Origin of the sequence: Pseudomonas sp. DTU12.1, assembly GCF_009873475.1 — a bacterium.
GTDB lineage: Bacteria > Pseudomonadota > Gammaproteobacteria > Pseudomonadales > Pseudomonadaceae > Aquipseudomonas > Aquipseudomonas proteolytica.
Window position 1 is genome coordinate 4,644,784 of record NZ_CP045254.1, and the last position, 25,423, is coordinate 4,670,206.

Below are 25,423 nucleotides of genomic sequence, written 5' to 3' on the forward strand. Positions count from 1 at the left end.
AGCCTGACCATGCCCTACACCCGCGACGAGGCCTACTGGCAGGCCATTGCCCAGCGCTATGAGCTGGAACCCGGCCCCATCAACCTGGAAAACGGCTACTTCGGCCGTATGAGCCGGGCGGTGCTGGCGCAATATCAGGAGCATGTGGCCTTTATCAATCGCAGCAACTCGGTGCATGTGCGCCAACGTTTCGAGCAAGGGGACAACGTCGAGATTCGCCGGCAACTGGCCGAATTAGTCAATGTCGATCCAGAAGCCATCGCCTTCACCCACAATGCCACCGAAGCCCTGCAATCGTTGATCCGCAACTACAACCGCCTGCAACCGGGCGACCAGGTGCTGATCAGTGACCTGGAATACGACACGGTCAAGGGCGCCATGCGCTGGCTCGCCGGCTACCGGGGTGTAGAGGTGATAGAAGTATCCCACGCCCACCCGGCCAGTTTCGACAGCCTGGTGCAGACCTATCGCGATACCTTCAGCCGCTACCCGCGCCTGAAGCTGATGGCGCTGACCTATGTCACCCACCGTACGGGCCTGGTTATGCCGGTAGAGGCCATCGCCCGGGCTGCACGGGAATCTGGCGTCGAAATCATCCTCGATGGCGCCCATGCGTTGGGCCAGATCGACTTCGACCTGGCGCAACTGGGCATTTCGTTCGCGGGTTTTAACCTGCACAAGTGGATCGGTGCGCCGCTGACCCTGGGCTTTTTGTACATAGCCCCTGAGCGCCTGGCCCAGATTGATCCGGACATGGCCGAGTTCCATTACCCGATCACCGATGTGCGTGCCCGTACGCCCTACAGCACACCGAATTTTCCGGCGCTGATGACCTTACCGCTCGTGCTTGAAGAACATCGAGCCTTGGGCGGCGCGCATGCCAAGGGTGCGCGGGTGAAGTACCTGCGTGACCTGTGGGTGAGCCAGGTGCGGCCATTGCCGGGGATCGAGGTGCTGACCTCGGATGATCCACGGTTGTATTGCGCGATTACCGCGTTCAAGTTCATCGGGCGCGACCAGCAGGTGATGGCGGATCGATTGCTCGATGAGTACAACCTGTTTACCACCCTGCGCAGCGGGGCGGCATTTGGCAGTTGTATCCGGGTGACACCGGGGTTGGTGACCTCGGCGGCGGACATCGGCGTGCTGGTCAACGCGATTAACAAGCTGAATGCCGATTAAAACTGTGGGAGCGGGCTTGCTCGCGAATGCGCGGTAACAGTCACTGAATGTGTTGAATGACACACCGCATTCGCGAGCAAGCCCGCTCCCACAGTTCGATTGTCGTGATTTCAAGGTTTTCTGTAGGCAAAAAAAAGCGGCACACCGACCAAGTGCACCGCAAACATGCCGTGAAGCACAGCAACAACGATTCGGTAAATCAGATCAATCGAGCAGCGCCAGCGCCTCGGCGGTGACTTCCTGGATACGCCCCCAGTCGCCGTCCTTGATCCACTGTGGATCAAGCATCCAGCTACCGCCCACGCACATCACGTTTTTCAACGCCATGTAGTTTTTGATGTTGGCCGGGCCAACGCCGCCAGTCGGGCAGAATTTCACTTCGCCAAACGGCCCACCCAAGGCCTTGATTGCTGCCACGCCGCCGCTGACTTCCGCGGGGAACAGCTTGAAGCGGCGATAACCCAGGCCATAGCCTTCCATGATGCCGGAGGCATTGCTGATGCCAGGCAACAATGGGATCGGGCTGTCGACACTGGCTTCGAGCAGGTCGCGGGTAATGCCGGGGGTGACGATGAACTGCGAACCCGCCGCCTCGGCTGCCGCCAGCATGGTGCGATCGAGCACCGTGCCCGCACCGGTGACCAGCTCCGGACGCTGCTCACGCAGGACCTGGATAGCCTTGAGGCCGAACTGCGAACGCAGGGTTACTTCCAGCGCGGTCAAGCCACCCGCCGCCAGGGCATCAGCCAGGGGCAGAATGTCCTGCTCGCGGGCAATGGTGATCACCGGCAGGATCCGCGCCTTGGCGCAGAGGCTGTCGATCAGGGCAACTTTATCCGCCATGGACACGGTCGGGTGAGGGCTTTTCATAGCGGCTGATCCTTGGCTCATGGGCACCAGTAAATCTCTAGAGTAGGTTGCAAAAACGCGCGAATCGGCATGCCGGCAACATCGTCGCCAGCCAGCGCTTCGCTCAGGGTGTGGAGTTTCGAATCGCCGGCAATCGACAACACGGTGTACCGGGCACTGGCCAGCAACGCACGGCTCATGGTCAGGCGCTGATGGGGCACGCTCGGCGCCAGCATCGGCCAGCAACGACGAGTGCCATCCGGCTTCAAGGCTTCGGCCAGGTTCGGGCTGTTGGGGAACAGGGAGGCGGTATGCCCGTCATCGCCCATGCCCAGCACCAGCACATCAATTGCCGGCAGTTCAGCCAGCAGGCGATCGGCCTGTTCGGCAGCACCGTCCAGGTTCACCGCAGCACTGTAGAGGCTCAAGAACCGGGCCTTGGCCGCCGGGCCTTGCAGCAGGTGTTTTTTCAACAGGCCGGCGTTGCTGTCGGCATGCTCGACCGGCACCCAGCGCTCGTCGGCCAGGGTGATCGTCACCTTGGACCAGTCCAGGCCCTGCTTGGCCAGGTTCTGGAAAAACGCCACCGGGCTGCGGCCACCGGACACCACCAGCGTCGCCTCGCCCCGGGCACTGATGGCCGCGCGCAGTTGTTCGGCCACGTCATTGGCCAAGCCTTCGGCCAGCAGTACCGGCGTGCGGTACTCGTGGGGTGTTACGCCTTGCGGCAGTTTCAAATCAGATATCGCCATACCACGACCTCCCATCCCGCGTGATCAGTGCAATGGAGCTCATCGGCCCCCAGGAACCCGCCGCGTACGGCTTGGGTGCATCACCGGACTTCTTCCACCCGGCGATCAACTGGTCACACCACTTCCACGCGGCTTCGATTTCATCTTTACGGACAAACAGGTTCTGATTGCCGCGCATCACTTCCAGCAACAACCGCTCGTAGGCATCGGGGATCCGCGTACTACGGTAGGTGTCGGAAAAATTCAGTTGCAGTGGCCCGCTGCGCAGTTGCATGCCTTTATCCAGGCCCTGCTCCTTGGTCATCACACGCAAGGAAATACCTTCGTCCGGCTGCAGGCGGATGATCAGCTTGTTGCTGATCTGCAGGCGCTGCTCGGGGGCGAAGATATAGTGGGACGGTTCCTTGAAATGGATGACGATCTGCGACAGTTTTTGCGGCATGCGCTTGCCGGTGCGCAGGTAGAACGGCACCCCGGCCCAACGCCAGTTGCGGATATCGGCACGCAGGGCAACGAAGGTTTCGGTGTCGCTCTGGGTGTTGGAATTTTCTTCTTCCAGGTAGCCCGGTACCGGTTTGCCGGCGCTGTAGCCGGCGATGTACTGGCCGCGCACTACCTGGGTGGTCAGGCCTTCGGGGCTGATCGGCGCCAGGGCCTTGAGCACCTTGACCTTCTCATCGCGGATGCTATCGGCCGACAGGTCGGCCGGCGGGTCCATGGCAATCAGGCAGAGCAATTGCAGCAGGTGGTTCTGGATCATGTCCCGCAGTTGCCCGGCCTTGTCGAAGTAGCCCCAGCGGCCTTCGATACCCACCTGCTCGGCCACGGTGATTTCCACGTGGGAGATGTAGTGCTGGTTCCACTGGGTTTCAAACAGGCTATTGGCAAAACGCAGGGCGATCAGGTTCTGGACCGTCTCTTTGCCCAGGTAGTGGTCGATGCGGTAGGTACGGTTTTCCGGGAAAAACTGCGCCACGGCGTCGTTGACCTTGCGCGAGGATTCCAGGTCCGAACCGATGGGCTTTTCCAGGACAACGCGGGTATTTTCCGCCAGGCCAACCTTGGACAGGTTCTCGCAAATCGCGCCATACACCGCGGCCGGGGTGGCGAAGTAGGCGATCAGGCGTTGTTCGGTGCCGGCCTTGGCGGCCAGGGCCACGTAGTCATCGGCATTCATGAAGTCGACGTGCACATAGGCCAGACGCGCCAGGAAGCGCGCGGCCACCGCTTCATCCAGCTCTTGGCCGACGTACTTGCGCAGTTCGTGCTCGATGTGGTCCAGGTGCTGCTGCTCGGAACCGGCTTCACGGGCCAGGGCCAGGATGCGAGTGTCGGCGTGCAAGAGCCCGGCGCCATCGAGTTGATAGAGGGCAGGAAATAACTTGCGCAGCGCCAGATCACCCAAGGCGCCAAACAGGGCAAAGGTGCAGGGTTCCACGGTTATCGAAGGCATGATGTTTGTTCTTTTATCAAGTTAAGCTACAAATACCTTTTTTCAAGGCATCACTCAAGGAAAAATGTAGTAATAACCACAACATTTTCCCAAAAAACGCATTGCGAGTGGTGGTGTTCAACTACCCTCAGTAGGATAGGCCACCGCCAAGGGCCGCTCGTCGACCTTTTACTGGCCCCTACTTGCATCGTCGCCCGAAGGAAAGACTGAATGGACCGCGTGCGAAATCTTCTGGAACAGATCCGGAACCGCCTCGAAGAATTGAACAAGGCCGAGAAAAAAGTCGCCGAGGTCATCCTGCTCAACCCACAGCAGGCGACCCGCTTCTCTATCGCGGCCCTCGCCCAAGCCGCCTCGGTCAGTGAACCGACGGTCAACCGTTTCTGCCGCTCGTTCGGCGTCAGTGGTTACCCTGAACTGAAATTGCAGCTGGCGCAAAGCCTGGCCAGTGGCGCGGCCTATGTCAGCCGCGCGGTGGAGGCCGATGATAACCCCGAGGCCTACACGCAGAAGATTTTTGGCAGCGCCATTGCCTCTCTGGACAGCGCCTGCCAGGCCCTGGACCCCAACCTGATCAGCAAGGCCGTGGACCTGCTGATCCAGGCGCGGCAGATCCACTTCTTTGGCCTGGGGGCTTCGGCGCCGGTGGCCATGGATGCCCTGCACAAATTTTTCCGTTTCAACCTGTCGGTCACGGCCCATGCCGATGTGCTGATGCAACGGATGATCGCGTCGGTGGCCCACACCGGGGAGTTGTTCGTAATCATCTCCTACACCGGGCGTACCCGTGAGTTGGTGGAAGTGGCGCGTATTGCGCGGGAAAACGGTGCTTCGGTGCTGGGCGTAACTGCCGAGAACTCGCCACTGGCCAAGGCCAGTACGGTGAGCCTGAACATCCCGTTGCCGGAAGACACCGACATCTATATGCCAATGACCTCGCGGATCATTCAGTTGACGGTGTTGGATGTACTGGCTACGGGCATGACCTTGCGTCGCGGGGTGGATTTCCAGCCGCATTTGCGCAAGATCAAAGAGAGTTTGAACGACAGCCGGTATCCGGTTGGGGATGAGTTCAACTAAAGCTGGAACCTCCTCAAGCAGGGCCGGCCCTATCGCGGGCAAGCCCGCTCCCACATTTTTGATGGGTGAACACATTCGAATGTGGGAGCGGGGTTGCCCGCAAAGACGCCATCAGCAACACCGTTAAACCCCAGCCCGGGCCTGCAGACTCAAATGCGCCCTCTCCCCGGGCGCCAGGCAGGCCCCGGCCATGGCCGACTCGACACACACAAAGCCCGACGCTTCATTAAAGCTCACCCCCAGCAATGGCCGGCTGCCCGGATGCCAGACCACCGTGTCTGCACTGTCACCCGTATCAATGCACAACTCGCGCTGCCACGCATGGTCCTTGAGCTGCAATTCGCCCTCATGCTGGAACACGCGCTGGCAGCCGCCATCGACGCGCAGCTCACCTTCCTGCTGGCAGGCCTGGCGGCTCAACTGGTCGTAACCTTGCGCACCCTCTAGCCCAGACAGCGCTATCTCACCAACGTGACCAATACGCCAATAAGCGTGCAAAGCGTGGCTCAATTGGCACGGCAGCTCGTCCTGGTGCTCGGTGCTCAAGCGCAATTGCAGGCTTTCACCCAAGTGCGCATGCAGGTCCACCTGCCAATCGCACAACTGCAATTGCCAGTGCAGGCGCACGCCGTCCTCGCCGGTGCTGCTGTCCAGCAGCTTCCAGTCGATCAAGCGAGCCCAGCCATGGGAGGGCCAGGCGTTTTCGCTGGGATGACGGCCATACCACGGCCAGCACACGGGCACGCCGCCACGAATCGCCCCGACTTGCGGCCACTTTGCTGCGCACCACAGCCATGGCTTCTGGCCCGTAGGCTGGAAGTGCAGCAATTGCGCGCCCTGGCGGCTGAACACCGCCTGGCAGAGCGGGTGATCGATCACCAGCACGTCACGCATCTGGAAGCGCTCCCAGGCAAACACCGGTTGCTCGCGCAGGGATTTGAAAAAGCGTTGCAGCGGTTGCTCATGCATGTGCCACGGTCCTGATAATCATGTCGCGCAAATGCGCCCATACCTGTAGGAGCGAGCTTGCTCGCGAAGATCGTTAACGCTGACGCGGGCATCTTGGATGAACGCGGCGCTCTCAAGTTTTTCGCGAGCAAGCTCGCTCCTGCAGGGCTGTTCGCCCTTCGCAAAAAAAAGCGGATAGCCATGGCTACCCGCAAATGCGCACAGAGAGAAGGAGCTTATCGCAACAGCGTTAGAACACCGACTGAATTTTCAGGCCGGCCACCAGCGCGTTGTCGACTTTATCCACGCCGCCCGGCTGGACAACGTATTGCAGGTTGGGACGCACGGTCAGCCAGTTGGTGACGTGGAAGCCGTAGTTGATTTCGAAGTTGTACTCGGTTTCGCGCAGCGGCGAGAACCGCGCATTGTCGTAGTCACTCACACCGTTGGAAATGTTGCGCAGCTCGGCGTTTTTCTTCACGTCGTCGTTGACGTGCAGACGAGCGGCGCCAATCCCTACGTCATCTTTTGGACGCGCGTCGAATGGGCCTTTGTACACCAGCATGATCGACTGGTAGTTATCGACGGTGTTGGTTTCTTTGTCGTGGAACGTGGCGTTGGCAGCGATATTCAGACCACGAGACGCGTCGCCGTTATGGGTGGTGAGTTGCTGTTGCGCAACGAACCAGTAGCCTTTCTTGCTGCTGCGGGTGCGGTAGTCAGCGCCAGTGGTGGCGGCATCGTTACCGTTGACGTCCTCACGCACATCAGGAGCATCGGCGGCGCTCTTGTAGTAACCCACACGGTATTCGCCCGGCAGGTTATTGACCTTCGGCGACCAGACCAACTCCACCGGAATCACGGTGCCCTTGGTGCCACTGCCGCTGAGTTTGAAGCCGTTGCCGTGCTCCAGTTGCGATGGGTTCTGGTTGTACGCACCGATCTGCGCATACAGCTCAGGGGTGATGTGGTACTTCACGCGGATCGCGGCCTGGCTGACCGGCCAGTTGTACCAGGTGTTGACGTAGTTACCCACTTGGGAGCCGCAGAACGACAGGTTCTGGAAGTCGCATGGGAAGGTGTTGAAGTCTTCGCCTTCACCGAAGTAACCGAGTTTTACATCCAGCTTGTTGTCGAACATCTGGTGCTGAATCCAGAACTGGGTCAGGCGCACCATATGGCCACGGCCGTACACTTCTTGAGATGAACTCAAGGTGCCTGCACGCGGGTCGCCAATACGGTCATTGGAAATGTTACGACCATTACGGCTGGTCATCTGGATCTTGGCCTGGGTGTTGTCCCAGCCCCACAGCTTTTGCAGGTCCAGCGCGACGCCGAGGCCGAACTGGTCAGCGTAACGACCGGTCTTGTCATCGTTGTAGCCGCCGCGCGCGTTGTAGCCCGCTTCCCCAACGTAGTCGGCCTTGATGTCGATACCCTGCTCGATCAGCTTGGTTCGCTCGCCGCCCCAATCGCCGGTCATCCATTTGGAGTCGGCGCTGAAGGCTTCATCTGCCATCGCATTGGCGGACAAAACCAGGGCTGCTGCCGCTGACAGTTGGCAGATCAGCCGGGTGTTGTTGTGTTGCTTTTTCATCCCTACATCCTCGTCTTTATTGTTATTAACTGTTTTTATCTAACGCGGTTTACATCTATTTTTATCTGAAGTAGGAGCGAGCTTGCTCGCGAAGATCGTTAACGCTGACGCGGGCATCCTGGATGAACGCGGCGCTCTCAGGTTTTTCGCGAGCAAGCTCGCTCCTACAGTTACTGGTCTTTAGCGGCCCTTGAATTGGGTGACGTTATCAGCGTGTTGCACCGGCACTGACGCAGCGGTGCCCAGGCGTTCACCGGTCTTGGCGTCGAACAGCAGCACCTTGGCCGGATCGAACTGCAAGGTCAGGCTCTCGCCCACTTGCGGTGCCACGTCCGGCGCCAGGCGGCAGCAGACCTTGGTGTCATTGAGCTGGACAAACACCAGGGTGTCCGGGCCGGTGGGCTCAGTGACCTGGACCTCGGCCCGAATGCTCGGCAAACCATTGCCATCACCGGCAGCCAGCACAATCTGTTCCGGACGCAGGCCAAGAATCACATCACGCTCTTCAAGACCGGCGTCGCTCATGCTCAGCGGCAGCTCACAACGCGCCTGGCCACTGTCGAGCAGGGCCAGCAGACGGCCTTCCTTGCGCTGTAAACGCAGGGGGATGAAGTTCATCGGCGGCGAGCCAATGAAGCTGGCAACAAACAGGTTGGCCGGATCGTTGTAGATCTCTTTGGGCGTGCCGAACTGTTGGATGATGCCGTCCTTCATCACCGCCACTTTGTCGCCCAGGGTCATGGCTTCGATCTGGTCGTGGGTCACGTAGACCGTGGTGGTTTTCAGGCGCTGATGCATCAGCTTCATTTCGGTGCGCATCTCGACCCGCAGTTTGGCGTCGAGGTTGGACAGCGGTTCGTCGAACAGGTAGATCTTTGGCCGCCGCGCCAGCGCCCGGCCCATGGCCACCCGCTGCTGCTGGCCGCCAGAGAGCTGGCCCGGCTTGCGATTGAGCAAGTGTTCGATCTGCAGCAGCTTGGCCACCCGCGCCACTTCCTCATCGATGGCCGGCTGGCTCATCTTGCGGATTTTCAGGCCGAACTCGATGTTCTCGCGCACGCTCATGGTCGGGTACAGCGCGTAGGACTGGAACACCATGGCGATGTCCCGATCCTTGGGGCTCATGCCGCTGACGTCCTGGTCACCGATCATGATCGCGCCGCCGCTGATGTTTTCCAGGCCGGCGATGCAGTTCATCAAGGTGGATTTGCCGCAGCCCGAGGGCCCGACGAGGATCAGGAATTCGCCGTCCTTGATCGACAGTTCGATATTTTTCAGGGTGTCCGGCAGGCCAGCACCATAGGTCTTGTTTACATTGCGAAGTTCGAGCGTAGCCATGATTACCCCTTGACCGCGCCGGCCGTGAGACCGCGCACGAAATACTTGCCTGCGACCACATAGACCAGCAGGGTCGGCAGCCCGGCGATCATCGCCGCCGCCATATCAACGTTATATTCCTTGGCCCCGGTGCTGGTGTTGACCAGGTTGTTCAGCGCCACTGTGATGGGCTGCGAATCACCGCTGGAGAACACCACGCCAAACAGGAAGTCGTTCCAGATCTGGGTGAACTGCCAGATCAGGCAGACCATGATGATCGGCGTGGACATCGGCAGAATGATCCGACGGAAGATGGTGAAGAACCCGGCACCATCCAGGCGTGCAGCCTTGACCAGCGCATCCGGGATGCTCACGTAGTAGTTACGGAAGAACAGCGTGGTAAACGCCAGGCCGTAGACCACATGCACAAACACCAGGCCGGTGGTGGTACTGGCCAGGCCCATCTTGCCGAGGGTGAACGAGGCTGGCAGCAAGACCGTCTGGAACGGCAGGAAGCAGCCGAACAGCAACAACCCGAAGAACAACTGCGAGCCGCGAAAGCGCCACATCGCCAGCACATAGCCGTTCAATGCACCGATGGTGGTGGAGATCAGCACCGCCGGGACGGTGATCAGGAACGAGTTCCAGAAGTAACCGTTCACCGTGGCCCAGGCCTTGACCCAGCCAATCCCGGTGATGACCGTCGGCCAGCTCAGCAGGTTGCCGGTGCTGATATCTTCCGGGGTCTTGAAGCTGGTGAGCAGCATGACCACCAGCGGCACCAGGTACAGCACCACGGCCAGGATCAGCACCGCATGGATTGCGACACGACTGAAGCTGATGGAAGGTTTGGCGAGACTAGTCATGGCGCTTGGTCCTCAGCTCGGAGTACAGGTAAGGCACGATGATCGCAAGGATCGCCCCGAGCATCAGGATCGCACTGGCCGAGCCCATGCCCATCTGGCCACGGCTGAAGGTAAAGGAGTACATGAACATCGCCGGCAAGTCGGATGAGTAGCCTGGACCACCGGCCGTCATCGCGGCCACCAGGTCGAAGCTCTTGATCGCGATGTGCGCGAGGATCATCACCGCACTGAAAAACACCGGGCGCAGGCTGGGCAGCACCACGCTCCAGTAGATGCGCGGCAGGCTCGCACCGTCGATCTGTGCGGCACGGATGATCGATTGGTCAACGCCACGCAGGCCGGCGAGGAACATCGCCATGATAAAGCCCGAGGCTTGCCATACCGCCGCGATCACCAGGCAATACACCACGCGGTCCGGGTCGATCAGCCAGTCCAGGCGAAAGCCTTCCCAGCCCCAGTCGCGCAGCAGTTTGTCCAGGCCCATGCCGGGGTTGAGCAGCCATTTCCAGGCGGTACCGGTGACGATCATCGAGAGCGCCATCGGGTACAGGTAAATAGTGCGAATGAAGCCTTCGCGGCGAATGCGCTGGTCAAGGAATACCGCCAGCAGCACACCGATCACCAGGGTGATGCCGATAAACATGCCGCCAAACAGCGCCAGGTTTTTGCTCGCCACCCACCAGCGATCGTTGTCGAACAACCGCGCGTATTGCGCCAGGCCTACCCACTTGTAGGTCGGCAGGAAGGTGGAGTTGGTGAACGACAGTACGAACGTCCACAGGATGTAGCCATAGAAGCCCACCAGGACGATGAACATGCTCGGGGCCAGCACCAGTTTAGGTAGCCAGCGCTGCAATGCATCGAACGGCGAGGCCTTGCTGAACACAGCAACAGAACTCATGGGGAAATCCAGGGCAGGGAGTAAGGGACTAGTGGATAACCGTGTATGGGCCGGCTTCAGGTGGGAGCTGGCTGGCCTGCGATGGCATCACCTGGGTGTCATTGATACACCGAGGCGCCTGCATCGCGGGCAAGCCCGCTCCCACACTCAAGCCCAGCCTTCCAAGGGTTACTTGGCAGACTTGATCGCCGCTCCAAGCTTCTTGGCGGTGTCGGCCGGGTCGGCTTTCGGGTCGTTGATGAAGTTGGTCACCACATCAAAGAACGCGCCCTGTACCGCCAGGGTGGTCGCCATGTTGTGCGCCATGCTTGGTTGCAGGCCGCCAGACTTGGCATCGACCAGGAAGTCCTTGGCCGCAGTCTGGGCGCAGCTGTCAAAGCCGTACTTGGCCATATCGCCGAGCATGTCGTTGCGCACCGGGATCGAGCCCTTGTTGATGCTGAAGACCTTCTGGAAGTTCTCGCCCAACACCACCTTGGCGATGTCCTGCTGCCCGGCCGAGGTGCCGGCATCTTTCTGCTTGAACACTGCCAGGGAGTCGATGTTGTAGGTGAAGGCCTTGTCGGTGCCCGGGAAGGCTACGCACTCGTAGTCCTTGCCGGCGACTTTCTTGGCGGCAGTCCACTCGCTCTTGGCCCAGTCACCCATGATCTGCATGCCGGCCTTGCCGTTGATGACCTTGGCGGCTTCCAGGTTCCAGTCCTGGCCCTTGCCGTCGGCGTCCATATAGGTCGCGACTTTCTTCAGCTCCGTCAGCGACTTGACCATATCCGGGCCGGTCAGGGCTGCGTTGTCGAGGTCGACCAGGGCTTTCTTGTAGCCATCAGCCCCCATGACCGACAACACCACGGCCTCGAACACCGTGCTGTCCTGCCAAGGCTGACCACCGTGGGCGAGCGGGATGAAGCCTGCGGCCTTGAGTTTGTCGCCAGCGGCGTAGAATTCTTCGAGGGTCGTAGGGTTTTTGGTGATGCCGGCTTTCTTGAAGACTTGCGGGTTGATCCACAGCCAGTTGACGCGGTGGATGTTCACCGGCACGGCCACGTAATCGCCTTCGTACTTCACGGTATCGGAGACTTTTTTGTCGAGCAGGCCATCCCACTTCTCGGCCTTGGCCACGTCCTTGAGGACGTCAGTGTCGAGCAACCCGGTGGAGGCCCACTCCTGGATGTCCGGGCCCTTGATCTGGGCAACGCCTGGCGGGTTGCCGGCGACCGCGCGGCTTTTCAGCACGGTCATGGCAGTGGCGCCGCCACCACCTGCAACAGCCCCGTCTTTCCAGGTAAAGCCGTCTTTCTCAACTTGGGCCTTCAGGACATCCACCGCCGCCTTCTCACCACCCGAGGTCCACCAATGCACAACTTCAACCGTCCCTTTCGAGTCGGCGGCAAATGCACTGAGGGGAAACAACGAGGCAACGGAAATAGCAACGGCGAGGCGATTAATCGCGTTCATCTGAGTACCTTTTTCTTGTTGTTATGCATGCAAGTCTGGAGCTTGCGCTGCATAGGATTCTAAACAGGGATTTTTCCCAGGCACGTAACAAAGGGACGGCCAAATGTCACCACTTGGTGACATAAGCACCCGCCCCCAACGCACTGGCCATGCTTGGGGATAAAGGCAGACCCGGCAGCAATACCGCTTGCCAGGCATGGTACAGATCCGGCTTGCCGCCCCAGATCTTGCTGGCGGGCTGGTTGAGCGGGTCGAGTTCATGATGCCAACTGCCCTGGACCCGGTCGATCAGGTGAGTTTCACAAAACTCCCAGAAACGCCGGTACCAGGTTTCGTAATGCCACTCACCCGTGCGCTTGAGCAGGGCCTGGGCGGCTGCACTGGCTTCGGCGTGGGTCCAATGCAGGCGCTCACGCACCACCGGGCGAAAGTGCCAGTCCAAGGTGTAGACCAGGCCCGGGGCACCGTCCACCGACCAGCCATACTCGCAGGCACTGGCGAACAAACCCTTGGCGTCCTCCAGCAACCACTGCGGCGTGACGAGCCCTGCCTGCTGGCGTGCGGCTTCGAGGTGCAGCACCAGGCGCGACCATTCGAAGCCATGGCCGGGGGTAATGCCGTAGGGACGAAAGCCGTCGGCCGGGTTGTCTTCGTTGTAACGATGCAGGGGCTGCCAATAGCGGTCGAAATGTTCGATCACCATAAATTCATTGGCGCTGGCGTGCTGATGGATCACCCGTTCGACAATGCGCAACGCCCTCCCCAGCCATCGGCTGTCGCCGGTGACGTCAGCCAGGGCAAGGAACGCTTCGGTGGCGTGCATATTGCTGTTGGCCCCGCGATAGGCTTCCTCGCCGCTCCAATCCTGGGCGAAGGATTCAAGCATCGCGCCCTCCTCCTCGCACCAGAAATGCTCGTCGATGCATTGGATGGCGTCCGCCAGCAAGGCTTGCGCCCCTGGGGCACCCGCCACTACCGCGGAGCTGGCGGCCAGGGCGACAAAAGCGTGCAGGTAGGCGGCCTTGCCTGTATTGCCATCACGCGCGCCGGCGACGGCGAACCAGCCGCCATGTTCGGCATCGCGCAACGGGCCACTGAGACTGGCCACCCCGTGCTCTACCAACTGTGCATAGCCTGGCAGCCCTTGGGCGTGGGCCATGGCAAAGCTGTGGGTCATGCGGGCGGTGTTCATGGTTTCGGCGATTGCATCGGCGGGCAGGCAGCCGTGGACGTCGAGGTTGCCGAAGCCTTCAGGCAGCCTGGAAGCCTTGGCAAACGCCAGCAGGCGCTGCCCCTCGGCGGCAAGCCAGGCGTGATGGGCAGGTGCGTTCAGCCAACTGCTGGCGGGCAGTGGTTGGATGGTCATGGGTGGCCCTTTTTGTTTTTGTGGGATGACCGCAGTCTAAACAAGGGCCGAGAAGGGACATGTAACGAAAGGGAAGACAAATGTCACTGAACGGTGACACTTGCCGGGGATGGCGGCCCTGGAATCAGCGCAAGGCTACTGGCCCCATCGCCGCATAGGTATCTACACAACTTTGCCGCAACGCCTAAATCCAGGCAGATAGCGCCGTTGTGGCGAGCGGGCTTGCCCCGCGCTGGGCTGCGAAGCAGCCCCAATAAGCCGAATGCGTTGTACCAGATACACCGCAGCGGCTGGTTTTGGGGCTGCTTCGCAGCCCAGCGCGGGGCAAGCCCGCTCGCCACAGGAGAGCTCGTCAGTTTCTGAAAGTTGTGTAGATACCTATGCCCATCGCCGGCAAGCCGGCTCCTACAGGAATAGGGCTCATTGGCCCAGGGGCGTGAGCCTGGCCGGTGCGCTGACTTCCCGTTGCAGGTTCTGCATCTGGGTCTGCAAGGTCGTGATGTTGCGGGTGGTCTGGATGCGGAACACGTCGAACTCTTTATTCGACGGCCCTTCCGTGGCGGCGCGGTTATCCAGTTCGCTCTTGATTACCAACAGGTCCTGTTCCAGCCGTGCAACGGCCGTGGCCGGGTTGCCCTGCTTCTTCAACGCTGCCACATCCGTGCTCAGTTCCTTGACTTCGGCATTCAACTTGGCGGCTTCGGCCTGCGCAGCCTTGAGGGCCGTCAGTTCTGTCGCCAGGGTTTGCACCTGGGCCTGCATCTGGGTATTGGCAGTGGTTAGTTCCGTGGTGCTGGCACTCATCTGCGCCAAGCGCTGGTCCAGGTCGGTGGCCTGGCCTGCCACACCCAACTGCTGCTTGCCCTGCTCCAGCAATTGGCTTTCCAACTGTTTGATCTGCAGCTTGAGCGCTTCACTGCCGGTATTGACGTTGGCCTCACTGGCCACCACCTTGCCGGAAATGTCCTGCAAACGGCCGGCAGCTTCTTCGCTGATGCGCGCAAAACTTTCCTGGGTCGCCACCAGTTGCTGCCCCATCAGGGAAATCTGCTGGAAGCTCCACCACGCCAGGCCCACAAAGGCGAACAGCAGCGCCCCGACCAAGGCCCACAACGGCCCGGTGCTGGCGCTCTTGACCTTGACCACCGGCGCCGGACGCGAGCGCATGGACGTGGCGGCGGTCGGCACAAAATCATCGTCATCGCCAACGTCGGCCCGCAGGCTCGGCACATTGTCGAAGTCGTCTTTAATATCGTTACGCATGAATCAACCTTGAAATAGCCGCATAAAAAAACTGAGCGGCGGGAGTATAAACCCCTGGCCCGTCGCCTTGGTCGACCGGTAACCGAAAAATCGGTTCCCGGTGTTACCAACGCTAGTTGGAGCCCGGCTCCTGGACTTTCCACCAATGACAGAACTCATCGAGGGCCGTCCACAGGCTGACCTTGGGCTGGTAGTCGAGATAGTGCTGCGCACGGCTGATATCGAGGCTGAAATCCTTGTTCATCACTTGCATCCCCAGGCGTGACAGGGAAGGTTCCGGACGCCCCGGCCACATCGCGCAAAAGGCCTCGTTGAGCGCCGCGATGCTATAAGACAAGCCGTAGGAGCGGTAACGAGTGACCTGGGGCATGTCCATCTGGCGCATCACATAGTTGACCACGTCCCACACCGGCACCGGCGCGCCATTACTGATGTTATAGGCCTTGCCCAGCGCCGAGCCGGTGGCCAGCAGGCTGCTGAGCAGGGCCTCGTTGAGGTTGTGCACACTGGTGAAGTCGACCTTGTTCAGGCCATCGCCAACGATGGCGAGACGGTTCTTGCGCTGCATTTTCAACAGGCGCGGGAAGATGCTCATGTCGCCAGCCCCGGTGACAAAACGCGGGCGCAGGGCCAGCACTTCCAGGCCGAATTCCTGGGCACCAAAGACTTTTTGCTCGGCCAGGTACTTGGTCGCCGCGTAGGGATGTTTGAAGCGTTTGGGCACTTGCTCTTCGGTCAGTCCCAGGTGATCGCGGCCATCGAAATAGATCGATGGCGACGACAGGTGCACCAGGCGGCCGACCCGTTGTTTAAGGCAGGCTTCGACCACGTTTTCGGTGACCTGCACATTGCCCTGATAGAAGTCCTGGTAACGTCCCCACAGCCCTACGGCGCCGGCGCAATGAACCACGGCCTCAACGTCGCGGCACAGGTTGCGCGCCAAATCCGGATCATTCAGATCACCCTGGATAAACTCGGCGCCGCGCCGTACCAGGTGCTCGACACCCTCGGCGCGCCGCCCGTTGACCCGCACGTCCAGGCCCTGCTCCAGGGCGAAACGCGCAAAGCGCCCGCCAATGAAGCCGCTTGCGCCGGTGACCAGAATTTTCATGTGTTACCCCGTGTTCTTTCATTTTTCATCGCAGTTGCGTTGACGCCGACGGTCACTCCAACGGCACCAGCAATTGGCCGGTAGCCCGTGCCAGATGCTCGGTCAACAAACCGAGCAATTGCCCGCCACTGCGCCAATGATGCCAGTACAGCGGCACATCGATGGGTTTATCTGGCAGTAATTCCACCAGCACGCCCCGTTGCAGTTGATCACGCACCTGCAACTCCGGCACCAAGCCCCAGCCCAGGCCGGCCTCGGTCAGGCGGATAAAACCTTCGGAGGACGGGCATAAATGGTGTTCAAAACCACCGTCCACGCCCAGCGACGCCAGGTAGCGATGTTGCAGGAAGTCATCCGGACCAAATACCAGCGCTGGCGTGCGCGCCAGTTGATCGGCCCGTACCCCGCCGGGGAAGTGCCGGGCAATAAACGCCGGGCTCGCCAACGCCCGATAACGCATGGCCCCCAGCAACAGGCTGCGGGCACCGGCCACCGGGCGTTCGCTGGCGCAGACGCAACCCGCCACCTCGCCGGCGCGCATGCGCTTGAGGCCGACGGTCTGGTCTTCCACCACCAGGTCGAGCAGCAAGTGCTGCTCGGCGCAAAAATCCCCGACGGCCTGCGCCCACCACGTCGCCAGGCTGTCGGCGTTGATGGCGATGCGCAGCCGCTCGGGCATGCCTTCTTCATCCAACGCCGGCACCTGGCTTTGCAGGTCGCGCTCCAGCAAGCGCACCTGCTGCACATGGTTGAGCAGGCGGCGGCCGATTTCCGTGGGGGTCGGCGGGGTCGCGCGTACCAGCACCGGCTGGCCGATGCGGGCTTCGAGCAATTTGATGCGCTGGGAAATGGCCGATTGCGACACACCAAGCACCTGGGCCCCGCGCTCGAAACCGGCCTGTTCCACCACTGCCGCCAGGGCGGAGAGCAACTTATAGTCGAACATCAGTTTTCCTAATGAGCGATCAGCAATATTTGTTTTTCTTATACAGCCTCAACGCCGACAATCGCCAGCATTGATTAGCAAGCAGAGTAAATATTATGTGGCAGAGTTATGTGAACGGCCTGCTGGTCGCCTTGGGGCTGATCATGGCCATCGGCACGCAAAACGCGTTTGTCCTGGCCCAGAGCCTGCGTCGCGAACATCACTTGCCCGTGGCGGCGCTGTGCGTGGTGTGCGATGCGTTGCTGGTGGCTGCCGGCGTATTCGGCCTGGCGACAGTGCTGGCGCATAACCCGCTGTTGCTGGCGATTGCGCGCTGGGGCGGCGCGGCGTTCCTGCTGTGGTATGGCGCCCTGGCCTTGCGCCGCGCCTGTTCACGTCAAAGCCTGGAGCAAGGTGAAGGGCAAAAAGTGCGCTCGCTGCGCGCGGTAATGCTCAGTGCATTGGCCGTGACCCTGCTCAACCCCCACGTCTATCTGGACACGGTGTTGCTGATCGGCTCCCTCGGCGCCCAGCAGACCGAACCCGGCGCTTATGTCGCAGGTGCTGCCAGTGCGTCCTTGCTGTGGTTTTCCGCCCTGGCCCTCGGCGCGGCGTGGCTGGCCCCGTGGCTGGCACGCCCGGCGACCTGGCGCCTGCTGGACCTGCTGGTGGCGGTGATGATGTTCAGCGTGGCCTATCAATTGATCAGCAACTGAGGAATATTCCAAAACGCTCTGGAACCTCTATTCCACACAGTTGTTGCGTGGTTTTGCCGCACCCCCGGTGCTATGATCCAGCCCCTGCGCCGCAAAGAGTACAAACTCCCCGGCGCTTGTTTGGCCGCCCGTGATCGGCCTTGCGCTCACCGCAACTGACCTGATTAGGAGAATTATCATGGCTTTCGAATTGCCGCCGCTGCCGTACGCACACGATGCCCTGCAGCCGCACATCTCCAAGGAAACCCTGGAGTACCACCACGACAAGCACCACAACACCTACGTCGTGAACCTGAACAACCTGGTGCCAGGCACCGAGTTCGAAGGCAAGACCCTGGAAGAGATCGTCAAATCCTCTTCGGGTGGCATCTTCAACAACGCCGCCCAGGTCTGGAACCACACTTTCTACTGGAACTGCCTGGCGCCAAACGCTGGCGGTCAACCAACTGGCGCATTGGCTGAAGCCATCAACGCTGCGTTCGGTTCGTTCGACAAGTTCAAGGAAGAGTTCACCAAGACTTCCGTCGGCACCTTCGGTTCCGGTTGGGGCTGGCTGGTGAAAAAGGCTGACGGTTCTCTGGCCCTGGCCAGCACCATCGGCGCCGGCAACCCGCTGACCAGCGGCGATACCCCGCTGCTGACCTGCGACGTCTGGGAGCACGCCTACTACATCGACTACCGCAACGTGCGTCCAAAATATGTGGAAGCGTTCTGGAACCTGGTCAACTGGAAGTTCGTTGCCGAGCAGTTCGAAGGCAAGACCTTCACTGCGTAAGTAACCCTTGCAGTACAAAGAGCCCGGCAATTGCCGGGCTTTTTTGTGGGCGATCAGTTGCAAGCACCCCAGAAATAGTGGAACTCCCTGACAGAACTTAACCAATCAACAAGTGAGAGAAATAACTCTCTCAGCCCAAACAGGAGAGTCAAATATGGATCCAATGTCGATGATCTCGGGTGCCGCCTCAACACTTCTTCCACTGGTAACAAAAGGTCTGGAAATGGGGATGGATGCACTCAAAGAGTTGACGGCGGGCGCTGGAGACCAGGCGCCCGGCAAGATAGGCGGGGATCAACAGCAGCAGGCGCCAGTACAGATTAACTTCTAATCTAAAAGACGCTTACGACCGCGTGCAGAGAGCCATCATGGCATTCGCCTGCTCTCATGCGTGTGGATCAAGAGGGGGGCGGACATAATCCGCCCTCCTCTCACGCCCCTCCCCCCTCCCAAAGACTCCTCAAGCCGCAATGTTCCTTTGACTGCCACCCCGGGATTGCCAATACTCATGGCATATTGAGGCTACCCGAATGGAACAAGGAATGACCCTTTGAAGCTGGAACTCAAAAACAGCTTGTCGGTGAAGTTGCTCCGGGTGGTGCTGTTGTCGGCACTGATTGTGGGCGTGGCACTGAGCGTGGCGCAGATCGTCTTCGATGCCTATAAGACGCGCCAGGCCGTGGCAGGCGATGCCCAGCGCATCCTCGACATGTTTCGCGACCCTTCGACCCAGGCCGTCTACAGCCTGGACCGTGAGATGGGCATGCAAGTCATCGAGGGCCTGTTCCAGGATGATGCGGTGCGTATGGCCTCCATCGGCCACCCCAACGAGCCCATGCTTGCCGAAAAGAGCCGGGAACTGCAGCACTCCCCAAGCCGCTGGCTGACGGACGTGATTCTCGGCCAGGAACGCACCTTCACGACGCCCTTGGTGGGGCGCGGGCCCTACAGCGAGTATTACGGCGACCTGAGCATCACCCTCGACACGGCCACCTACGGCCAGGGCTTTATCGTCAATTCGGTGATCATCTTTATCTCCGGGGTGCTGCGCGCCCTGGCCATGGGCCTGGTGTTGTACCTGGTCTACCACTGGCTGCTGACCAAGCCCCTGTCGCGGATCATCAGCCACCTCAGTTCGATCAACCCCGACCGGCCCAGCGAGCACAAGATCCCCCAGCTCAAAGGCCACGAGAAAAATGAACTGGGGCTGTGGATCAACACCGCCAATCAATTGCTGGCCTCTATCGAACGCAACACTCACCTGCGTCATGAAGCCGAAAACAGCCTGCTGCGCATGGCCCAGTACGACTTCCTCACCGGGCTGCCCAACCGCCAGAAGCTGCAGGAGCAACTGGACAAGATCCTCATTGATGCCGGCCGCCGTCAACGCCGGGTCGCGGTGTTGTGCGTGGGGCTGGATGACTTCAAGAGCATCAACGAGCAGTACACCTACCAGGCCGGCGACCAACTGCTGCTGGCCCTGGCCGACCGCCTGCGCGCCCACAGTGGCCGGCTCGGCGCCCTCGCCCGCCTGGGTGGCGACCAGTTCGCCCTGGTCCAGGCCGATATCGAGCAGCCCTACGAAGCGGCCGAGCTGGCGCAAAGCATCCTCGATGACCTGGAAGCCGAGTTCGCCCTAGACCACGAACAGATCCGCCTGCGCGCCACCATCGGTATCACCTTGTTTCCCGAAGACGGCGATAGCACCGAGAAGCTGCTGCAAAAAGCCGAGCAGACCATGACCCTGGCCAAGACCCGCTCGCGCAATCGCTACCAGTTCTATATCGCCAGCGTCGACAGCGAAATGCGCCGGCGCCGCGAGCTGGAGAAAGACCTGCGCGAAGCCCTGGGCCGCGACCAGTTTCATTTGGTGTACCAACCGCAGATCAGCTATGTGGATCATCGCGTGGTCGGCGTCGAGGCGCTGATTCGCTGGCAACACCCGGAACACGGCCTGGTACCTCCCGACCTGTTTATCCCGTTGGCGGAACAGAACGGCACCATCATCCCCATTGGCGAGTGGGTACTGGACCAGGCCTGCCGGCAATTGCGCGAATGGCACGACCAGGGTTTTACCGAGCTGCGCATGGCGGTCAACCTGTCCACGGTGCAACTGCACCACGCCGAACTGCCACGGGTGGTCAACAACCTGTTGCAGATCTATCGCCTGCCGCCGCGCAGCCTGGAGCTGGAAGTGACCGAGACCGGCCTGATGGAAGACATCAGCACCGCCGCCCAGCACTTGCTGAGCCTGCGCCGCTCCGGCGCGCTGATTGCCATCGACGACTTCGGTACCGGGTACTCGTCGCTGAGCTACCTCAAAAGCCTGCCCCTGGACAAAATCAAGATCGACAAGAGCTTTGTCCAGGACCTGCTGGATGACGATGACGATGCCACCATCGTGCGGGCGATCATCCAACTGGGCAAAAGCCTGGGCATGCAGGTCATTGCAGAAGGCGTGGAGACGCCCGAGCAAGAGGCCTACATCATCAGCGAAGGCTGCCACGAGGGTCAGGGCTATCACTACAGCAAACCCCTGCCGGCCCGTGAGCTGGCGGCCTATCTCAAACAGGCCGAGCGCAACAACGCGGCGATCTTATAGCGCCATGCTGGCCACCCAGGGCAAGGCCTTGGGCGGCCAGGGCGCGAATGTGAAATTTTTACTGCGTTAACTCTTTACAGAAAATGCAAATCTTTCGCATTATGTCGCAGTTTTGCGCGCTGCATTGCGCCCCGATCAACTACCGAAGCAGGATGTTCGCCATGATTCGTATGCCCCTGGCCACCGCCAGTCTGCTGGCCATCGCTATTTCTCTCGCCGGCTGCGGCGAGGGCAAAGACAAGGCCGCCGCTCCCCAGGCGCCAACGCCAGCTGTCAGCACTACCGCTCCAGCGGCTGCCGCTACCGCCGGCCAGGTTGACGAGGCTGCCGCCAAGGCGGTCGTCGCGCATTACGCAGACATCGTGTTCGCGGTGTACAGCGACTCCGAGGCCACTGCAAAAACTCTGCAGACCGCCATCGATACCTTCCTCGCCAACCCCAACGACGAGACCCTGAAGGCCGCACGTACCGCCTGGATCGCTGCACGCGTACCGTATCTGCAGAGCGAAGTGTTCCGCTTTGGCAACACCATCATTGATGACTGGGAAGGTCAGGTGAACGCCTGGCCGCTGGACGAAGGCCTGATCGACTATGTCGACAAGTCCTACGAACACGCCCTCGGCAACCCGGGCGCCACCGCCAATATCATCGCCAACACCGAGATCCAGGTCGGCGAAGACAAGATCGACGTCAAGGAAATCACCCCGGAGAAACTCGCCAGCCTCAATGAGCTGGGCGGCTCCGAAGCCAACGTCGCCACCGGCTACCACGCCATCGAATTCCTGCTGTGGGGCCAGGATCTGAACGGTACCGGCCCTGGCGCCGGCAACCGTCCAGCGTCGGACTACCTGCAAGGCGAAGGCGCCACCGGCGGTCATAACGAGCGTCGCCGCACTTACCTGCGCGCCGTGACCCAACTGCTGGTCAGCGACCTCGAAGAGATGGTCGGCAACTGGAAACCCAACGTCGAAGACAACTACCGCGCCACCCTGGAAGCCGAACCTGGCACCGACGGCCTGCGCAAGATGCTGTTCGGCATGGGCAGCCTGTCCCTGGGTGAACTGGCGGGCGAGCGGATGAAAGTGTCCCTGGAAGCCAACTCGCCGGAAGACGAGCACGACTGCTTCAGCGACAACACACACTACTCGCACTTCTACGACGCCAAGGGCATCCGCAACGTCTACCTGGGCGAGTACACCCGCACCGACGGCACCAAACTGACCGGCGCCAGCCTGTCGTCCCTGGTGGCCAAGGTTGATCCGGCTGCCGATGAAGCCCTCAAGGCTGACCTCGCTGCCACCGAAGCGAAGATCCAGGTCATTGTCGACCACGCCAACAAGGGTGAGCACTACGACCAACTGATCGCTGCCGGCAACACCGCAGGCAACCAGATCGTGCGCGATGCTATCGCATCCCTGGTCAAGCAGACCGGCTCCATCGAGCAAGCGGCTGGCAAACTGGGCATCGGTGACCTGAACCCGGATACCGCAGATCACGAGTTCTGATCTACGCGGTTTGAATGAGGCGGCCTTCGGGTCGCCTTTTTTGTATTGCCCCCACAAAACCCATGTGGGAGCTGGCTTGCCTGCGATAGCGGCGGGTCAGTCAAGCATTCGAACCTGACTCACCGCCATCGCAGGCAAGCCAGCTCCCACATCAGATCCGTACCCCCCGGTTTACAAGCCCTGCACCCTAGGTAGAATGGCGCCTCAAACTGTCACCCGAGCGCAATTCATGGCAATGCCGACCCTGCGAATCATTGGTTTCATCATCGGCATCTTCCTGATTACCCTCGCGGTCGCCATGGTAGTGCCCATGGCCACCCTGATGTTTTTCGACCGCACCAGCGACCTGCCGTCCTTTCTCTGGGCAAGCATGATCACCTTTATCGCAGGCCTGGCCCTGGTGATTCCCGGTCGCCCGGAACAAGTCCAGCTGCGCCCCAGGGACATGTACCTGCTGACTGTGAGCAGTTGGGTGGTGGTGTGTATCTTTGCCGCGCTGCCGTTCTTGCTGACCCAGCACATCAGCTATACCGACTCGTTCTTTGAAAGCATGTCCGGCATCACCGCCACCGGCGCCACCGTGCTCAGTGGGCTGGACACCATGTCACCGGGCATCCTGATGTGGCGCTCGATGCTGCACTGGCTCGGCGGCATCGGTTTTATCGGCATGGCGGTGGCGATCCTGCCGCTGCTGCGCATCGGTGGCATGCGCCTGTTCCAGACCGAATCCTCGGACCGCTCCGAGAAGGTCATGCCTCGCTCCCATATGGTGGCGCGCCTGATCGTGGCGGCCTATGTCGGCATTACCATCCTCGGCAGCCTGGGCTTCTGGTGGGCCGGCATGGGCCTGTTCGACGCGATCAACCACGCGATGTCGGCCATTTCCACGGGCGGTTTCTCCACCTCCGACGAATCATTGGCGCACTGGAAACAGCCCGCCGTGCATTGGGTCGCGATAGTCGTGATGATCATGGGCAGCCTGCCGTTTGCCCTGTATGTCGCCACCTTGCGCGGCAACCGCAAAGCGCTGATCAAGGACCAGCAGGTACAGGGCTTGCTGGGCATGCTGTTGGTGACCTGGATCGTGCTCGGCACCTGGTACTGGTGGACCACCAACCTGCACTGGCTGGATGCGCTGCGCCATGTGGCGCTGAACGTCACGTCCGTGGTGACCACCACCGGTTTTGCCCTGGGTGACTACAGCCTGTGGGGCAATTTCTCGCTGATGCTGTTCTTTTACCTGGGTTTTGTTGGCGGTTGCTCGGGCTCCACCGCGGGCGGGATCAAGATTTTCCGCTTCCAGGTTGCCTATATCCTGCTCAAGGCCAACTTGAACCAGCTGATTCACCCCAGGGCGGTGATCAAGCAGAAATACAACGGCCATCGCCTCGACGAAGAAATCGTCCGGTCGATCCTGACGTTCTCGTTCTTCTTCGCCATCACCATCTGCATGATCGCCCTGGCCCTGTCGTTGCTGGGCGTGGACTGGATGACCGCCCTGACCGGCGCCGCCAGCACCGTTTCCGGCGTGGGCCCGGGGCTGGGCGAAACCATCGGCCCGGCCGGCAACTTCGCCACCCTGCCAGATGCCGCCAAGTGGATCCTGTCCCTGGGCATGCTGCTCGGCCGGCTGGAGATCATTACGGTGTTTGTACTGTGTATGCCGGCGTTCTGGCGACACTGACACTCGCCGAAGTCTCCAATAACCGCGCCCGGTATTCGCCAGGCGTGGCATCGAACCAGCGGCGAAACGCGCGGAAGAAGTTGCTCGGGTCGGCAAACCCCAGCAGGTAGGCGATTTCCAGCAGGGTCATGCTCGGCTGCGCCAGGTACTGCTCGGCCAATTCGCGGCGGGTGTCGTCGAGCAAGGTCTGGAAGCTGGTGCCCTCCTCCTGCAACCGCCGCTGTAGCGTACGCTGGGACAGGTGCAACGTCTGCGCGACCATCTCACGCTTGGGTTCGCCCTGGGGCAGCAACCGGCAGAGCACCTGGCGGGCCTTGTGGGTCACGCGACTCTCGGAAAACCGCGCCAGGTATTCCCCGGCAAACCGGTCGTGCAGCAGCGCCATCGCTTCATTGGCGGTGGGCAACGGTGCTTCCATATCCGCCCGCTCGAAGATCAGCGCGTCATACGGCGCGTTGAACACCAGCGGCGCATGAAAGGCCTCTCTATAGGGTTCCAGGTCGGCTGGCTGGGCGCCTTGCACCAACACTTTGCGCGGTTGCAACGTGCGCCCGGTCAGCCAGCCACACAACGCCAACGCGCAGGCCAGCGATGCCTCGGCGCTTTGCCGGGTGGGCGGCAGATGGTCGCCGTGTACCGTAAGGATCAACGCATAGCCTTCGGGCAACAGGCGGAAGCTCAAGTCAGCGCTTTCGGCGATGATCCGCTGGTAGCGCACCAGCCGGGTAAAGCCTTCGGCCAGGGTGCTGCTGGACATCAAGGCATAGCCGGCCACATGGAATGACGCCGGGCGCACTACCTTGCCCATATTCAAGCCAATGGCCGGGTTGCCCGAAACCTCCACCGCACGCTGCCAGAGCCGGGTCATGGAGTCCTGGGGAAAGCGCGCGTCGGGGTCATCCAGGGCGCTGTAATCCAGGCCCAGCTGTTTGAACAGCGCGCGGCAATCCAGGCCCTCGAGCTCCAGCGCCTTGACTATCCCCATCGCCCAGCTTGCAGAAGTCGTTCGTTCGTTCATGGCGTTATCTTGCACGCGTTCTATGACGGGACGGCTGAAATCGCAGCCAGGAACCCAA

The 25,423-nt window shown here is 60.8% G+C and carries 22 protein-coding genes and 2 pseudogenes; 10 read left to right on the forward strand and 14 right to left on the reverse strand.

Annotation, left to right across the window (positions count from 1 at the left end):
* The first annotated feature begins 9 nt into the window (after positions 1 to 9).
* A complete protein-coding gene (locus tag GDV60_RS20495) occupies positions 10 to 1,182 on the forward strand; it encodes an aminotransferase class V-fold PLP-dependent enzyme (protein ID WP_159908592.1) in 1,173 nt (390 codons plus the stop codon).
* A gap of 204 nt (positions 1,183 to 1,386) precedes the next feature.
* Here the strand turns inward: GDV60_RS20495 and GDV60_RS20500 are convergent, their stop codons facing one another.
* Genes GDV60_RS20500 through zwf form a run of 3 tightly spaced genes read right to left on the reverse strand, consistent with a single transcriptional unit; the run spans position 1,387 to position 4,236 of the window.
* Positions 1,387 to 2,052, reverse strand: coding sequence for a bifunctional 4-hydroxy-2-oxoglutarate aldolase/2-dehydro-3-deoxy-phosphogluconate aldolase (locus GDV60_RS20500; RefSeq protein ID WP_029296409.1), 666 nt, complete (start codon positions 2,050 to 2,052; stop codon positions 1,387 to 1,389).
* A 17-nt stretch (positions 2,053 to 2,069) separates the two neighbouring features.
* A complete protein-coding gene (pgl, locus tag GDV60_RS20505) occupies positions 2,070 to 2,783 on the reverse strand; it encodes a 6-phosphogluconolactonase (RefSeq protein ID WP_070995328.1) in 714 nt (237 codons plus the stop codon).
* Complete coding sequence (gene zwf, locus GDV60_RS20510) at positions 2,770 to 4,236, reverse strand: glucose-6-phosphate dehydrogenase (RefSeq protein ID WP_029296404.1); 1,467 nt, start codon at positions 4,234 to 4,236, stop codon at positions 2,770 to 2,772. Before zwf ends, pgl begins: the two co-directional genes overlap by 14 nt.
* A 219-nt stretch (positions 4,237 to 4,455) precedes the next feature.
* Here zwf and GDV60_RS20515 point away from each other — a divergent pair, with 219 nt between their 5' ends.
* The gene (locus GDV60_RS20515; protein WP_169851198.1) at positions 4,456 to 5,316 is read left to right on the forward strand and encodes a MurR/RpiR family transcriptional regulator; all 861 of its coding nucleotides are present in this window, start codon (positions 4,456 to 4,458) and stop codon (positions 5,314 to 5,316) included.
* Positions 5,317 to 5,439: 123 nt separating this feature from the next.
* Here the strand turns inward: GDV60_RS20515 and GDV60_RS20520 are convergent, their stop codons facing one another.
* On the reverse strand, positions 5,440 to 6,285 hold the full coding sequence (locus tag GDV60_RS20520) for a D-hexose-6-phosphate mutarotase (RefSeq protein WP_029296399.1): 846 nt from the start codon (positions 6,283 to 6,285) through the stop codon (positions 5,440 to 5,442).
* Between the two features lie 39 nt (positions 6,286 to 6,324).
* Here GDV60_RS20520 and GDV60_RS26940 point away from each other — a divergent pair.
* Positions 6,325 to 6,426 (forward strand): annotated as a pseudogene (locus tag GDV60_RS26940) (outer membrane lipoprotein carrier protein LolA); the annotation flags it as partial.
* Positions 6,427 to 6,514: 88 nt separating this feature from the next.
* On the opposite strand, the gene GDV60_RS20525 reads toward GDV60_RS26940, so the two are convergent.
* A complete protein-coding gene (locus tag GDV60_RS20525) occupies positions 6,515 to 7,861 on the reverse strand; it encodes a carbohydrate porin (RefSeq protein ID WP_029296397.1) in 1,347 nt (448 codons plus the stop codon).
* A gap of 82 nt (positions 7,862 to 7,943) precedes the next feature.
* On the opposite strand from GDV60_RS20525, the pseudogene GDV60_RS26945 reads away from it, so the two are divergent.
* Positions 7,944 to 8,033: pseudogene (locus tag GDV60_RS26945) on the forward strand (outer membrane lipoprotein carrier protein LolA); the annotation flags it as partial.
* Between the two features lie 8 nt (positions 8,034 to 8,041).
* Here the strand turns inward: GDV60_RS26945 and GDV60_RS20530 are convergent.
* The 8 genes from GDV60_RS20530 to GDV60_RS20565 all read right to left on the reverse strand — a co-directional run bounded on the left by GDV60_RS20530 (position 8,042) and on the right by GDV60_RS20565 (position 17,086).
* Positions 8,042 to 9,199 (reverse strand): ABC transporter ATP-binding protein, encoded by a 1,158-nt coding sequence (locus tag GDV60_RS20530; protein ID WP_159908593.1) that lies wholly within the window; start codon positions 9,197 to 9,199, stop codon positions 8,042 to 8,044.
* Between the two features lie 2 nt (positions 9,200 to 9,201).
* Positions 9,202 to 10,044 carry a carbohydrate ABC transporter permease gene (locus tag GDV60_RS20535; RefSeq protein WP_029296393.1) on the reverse strand — a complete coding sequence of 281 codons (843 nt, stop codon included), beginning with the start codon at positions 10,042 to 10,044 and terminating at the stop codon, positions 9,202 to 9,204.
* Positions 10,037 to 10,945 (reverse strand): carbohydrate ABC transporter permease, encoded by a 909-nt coding sequence (locus tag GDV60_RS20540; protein WP_029296391.1) that lies wholly within the window; start codon positions 10,943 to 10,945, stop codon positions 10,037 to 10,039. Before GDV60_RS20540 ends, GDV60_RS20535 begins: the two co-directional genes overlap by 8 nt.
* 168 nt (positions 10,946 to 11,113) lie before the next feature.
* A complete protein-coding gene (locus GDV60_RS20545) occupies positions 11,114 to 12,400 on the reverse strand; it encodes an ABC transporter substrate-binding protein (protein ID WP_092237758.1) in 1,287 nt (428 codons plus the stop codon).
* A gap of 106 nt (positions 12,401 to 12,506) precedes the next feature.
* A complete protein-coding gene (locus GDV60_RS20550; protein WP_159908594.1) occupies positions 12,507 to 13,766 on the reverse strand; it encodes an AGE family epimerase/isomerase in 1,260 nt (419 codons plus the stop codon).
* A 420-nt stretch (positions 13,767 to 14,186) separates the two neighbouring features.
* A complete protein-coding gene (locus tag GDV60_RS20555; protein ID WP_159908596.1) occupies positions 14,187 to 15,029 on the reverse strand; it encodes an ATPase in 843 nt (280 codons plus the stop codon).
* A 112-nt stretch (positions 15,030 to 15,141) separates the two neighbouring features.
* Positions 15,142 to 16,140 (reverse strand): NAD(P)-dependent oxidoreductase, encoded by a 999-nt coding sequence (locus tag GDV60_RS20560; protein ID WP_029296383.1) that lies wholly within the window; start codon positions 16,138 to 16,140, stop codon positions 15,142 to 15,144.
* Positions 16,141 to 16,192: 52 nt separating this feature from the next.
* Complete coding sequence (locus GDV60_RS20565) at positions 16,193 to 17,086, reverse strand: LysR family transcriptional regulator ArgP (protein WP_159908598.1); 894 nt, start codon at positions 17,084 to 17,086, stop codon at positions 16,193 to 16,195.
* A 95-nt stretch (positions 17,087 to 17,181) separates the two neighbouring features.
* On the opposite strand from GDV60_RS20565, the gene GDV60_RS20570 reads away from it, so the two are divergent.
* The 6 genes from GDV60_RS20570 to GDV60_RS20590 all read left to right on the forward strand — a co-directional run bounded on the left by GDV60_RS20570 (position 17,182) and on the right by GDV60_RS20590 (position 24,347).
* Positions 17,182 to 17,781, forward strand: coding sequence for a LysE/ArgO family amino acid transporter (locus GDV60_RS20570; protein WP_029296379.1), 600 nt, complete (start codon positions 17,182 to 17,184; stop codon positions 17,779 to 17,781).
* A gap of 178 nt (positions 17,782 to 17,959) precedes the next feature.
* Positions 17,960 to 18,556, forward strand: a complete 597-nt coding sequence (locus tag GDV60_RS20575; RefSeq protein ID WP_003212997.1) for a superoxide dismutase — start codon at positions 17,960 to 17,962, stop codon at positions 18,554 to 18,556.
* Between the two features lie 154 nt (positions 18,557 to 18,710).
* Positions 18,711 to 18,887 (forward strand): hypothetical protein, encoded by a 177-nt coding sequence (locus GDV60_RS26610; RefSeq protein WP_166647888.1) that lies wholly within the window; start codon positions 18,711 to 18,713, stop codon positions 18,885 to 18,887.
* A 219-nt stretch (positions 18,888 to 19,106) separates the two neighbouring features.
* Positions 19,107 to 21,158 (forward strand): bifunctional diguanylate cyclase/phosphodiesterase, encoded by a 2,052-nt coding sequence (locus GDV60_RS20580; protein ID WP_029296372.1) that lies wholly within the window; start codon positions 19,107 to 19,109, stop codon positions 21,156 to 21,158.
* A gap of 161 nt (positions 21,159 to 21,319) precedes the next feature.
* Positions 21,320 to 22,663, forward strand: coding sequence for an imelysin family protein (locus GDV60_RS20585; protein WP_159908600.1), 1,344 nt, complete (start codon positions 21,320 to 21,322; stop codon positions 22,661 to 22,663).
* A gap of 229 nt (positions 22,664 to 22,892) precedes the next feature.
* Positions 22,893 to 24,347, forward strand: coding sequence for a TrkH family potassium uptake protein (locus GDV60_RS20590; protein WP_029296368.1), 1,455 nt, complete (start codon positions 22,893 to 22,895; stop codon positions 24,345 to 24,347).
* On the opposite strand, the gene GDV60_RS20595 is transcribed toward GDV60_RS20590, so the two are convergent.
* Positions 24,304 to 25,365 carry an AraC family transcriptional regulator gene (locus GDV60_RS20595; RefSeq protein ID WP_159908602.1) on the reverse strand — a complete coding sequence of 354 codons (1,062 nt, stop codon included), beginning with the start codon at positions 25,363 to 25,365 and terminating at the stop codon, positions 24,304 to 24,306. The two genes, GDV60_RS20590 and GDV60_RS20595, sit on opposite strands and share 44 nt — an antisense overlap.
* Positions 25,366 to 25,423 lie beyond the last annotated feature (58 nt).

Bases quoted from the DNA above. Each gene is read 5' to 3' on its own strand.
- GDV60_RS20495 (WP_159908592.1), top strand. From the start codon at position 10: ATGCCCTACACCCGCGACGAGGCCTACTGGCAGGCCATTGCCCAGCGC.
- GDV60_RS20500 (WP_029296409.1), bottom strand. From the start codon at position 2,052: ATGAAAAGCCCTCACCCGACCGTGTCCATGGCGGATAAAGTTGCCCTG.
- pgl (WP_070995328.1), bottom strand. From the start codon at position 2,783: ATGGCGATATCTGATTTGAAACTGCCGCAAGGCGTAACACCCCACGAG.
- zwf (WP_029296404.1), bottom strand. From the start codon at position 4,236: ATGCCTTCGATAACCGTGGAACCCTGCACCTTTGCCCTGTTTGGCGCC.
- GDV60_RS20520 (WP_029296399.1), bottom strand. From the start codon at position 6,285: ATGCATGAGCAACCGCTGCAACGCTTTTTCAAATCCCTGCGCGAGCAA.
- GDV60_RS20525 (WP_029296397.1), bottom strand. From the start codon at position 7,861: ATGAAAAAGCAACACAACAACACCCGGCTGATCTGCCAACTGTCAGCG.
- GDV60_RS20530 (WP_159908593.1), bottom strand. From the start codon at position 9,199: ATGGCTACGCTCGAACTTCGCAATGTAAACAAGACCTATGGTGCTGGC.
- GDV60_RS20535 (WP_029296393.1), bottom strand. From the start codon at position 10,044: ATGACTAGTCTCGCCAAACCTTCCATCAGCTTCAGTCGTGTCGCAATC.
- GDV60_RS20540 (WP_029296391.1), bottom strand. From the start codon at position 10,945: ATGAGTTCTGTTGCTGTGTTCAGCAAGGCCTCGCCGTTCGATGCATTG.
- GDV60_RS20545 (WP_092237758.1), bottom strand. From the start codon at position 12,400: ATGAACGCGATTAATCGCCTCGCCGTTGCTATTTCCGTTGCCTCGTTG.
- GDV60_RS20550 (WP_159908594.1), bottom strand. From the start codon at position 13,766: ATGACCATCCAACCACTGCCCGCCAGCAGTTGGCTGAACGCACCTGCC.
- GDV60_RS20555 (WP_159908596.1), bottom strand. From the start codon at position 15,029: ATGCGTAACGATATTAAAGACGACTTCGACAATGTGCCGAGCCTGCGG.
- GDV60_RS20560 (WP_029296383.1), bottom strand. From the start codon at position 16,140: ATGAAAATTCTGGTCACCGGCGCAAGCGGCTTCATTGGCGGGCGCTTT.
- GDV60_RS20565 (WP_159908598.1), bottom strand. From the start codon at position 17,086: ATGTTCGACTATAAGTTGCTCTCCGCCCTGGCGGCAGTGGTGGAACAG.
- GDV60_RS20570 (WP_029296379.1), top strand. From the start codon at position 17,182: ATGTGGCAGAGTTATGTGAACGGCCTGCTGGTCGCCTTGGGGCTGATC.
- GDV60_RS20575 (WP_003212997.1), top strand. From the start codon at position 17,960: ATGGCTTTCGAATTGCCGCCGCTGCCGTACGCACACGATGCCCTGCAG.
- GDV60_RS26610 (WP_166647888.1), top strand. From the start codon at position 18,711: ATGGATCCAATGTCGATGATCTCGGGTGCCGCCTCAACACTTCTTCCA.
- GDV60_RS20585 (WP_159908600.1), top strand. From the start codon at position 21,320: ATGATTCGTATGCCCCTGGCCACCGCCAGTCTGCTGGCCATCGCTATT.
- GDV60_RS20590 (WP_029296368.1), top strand. From the start codon at position 22,893: ATGGCAATGCCGACCCTGCGAATCATTGGTTTCATCATCGGCATCTTC.
- GDV60_RS20595 (WP_159908602.1), bottom strand. From the start codon at position 25,365: ATGAACGAACGAACGACTTCTGCAAGCTGGGCGATGGGGATAGTCAAG.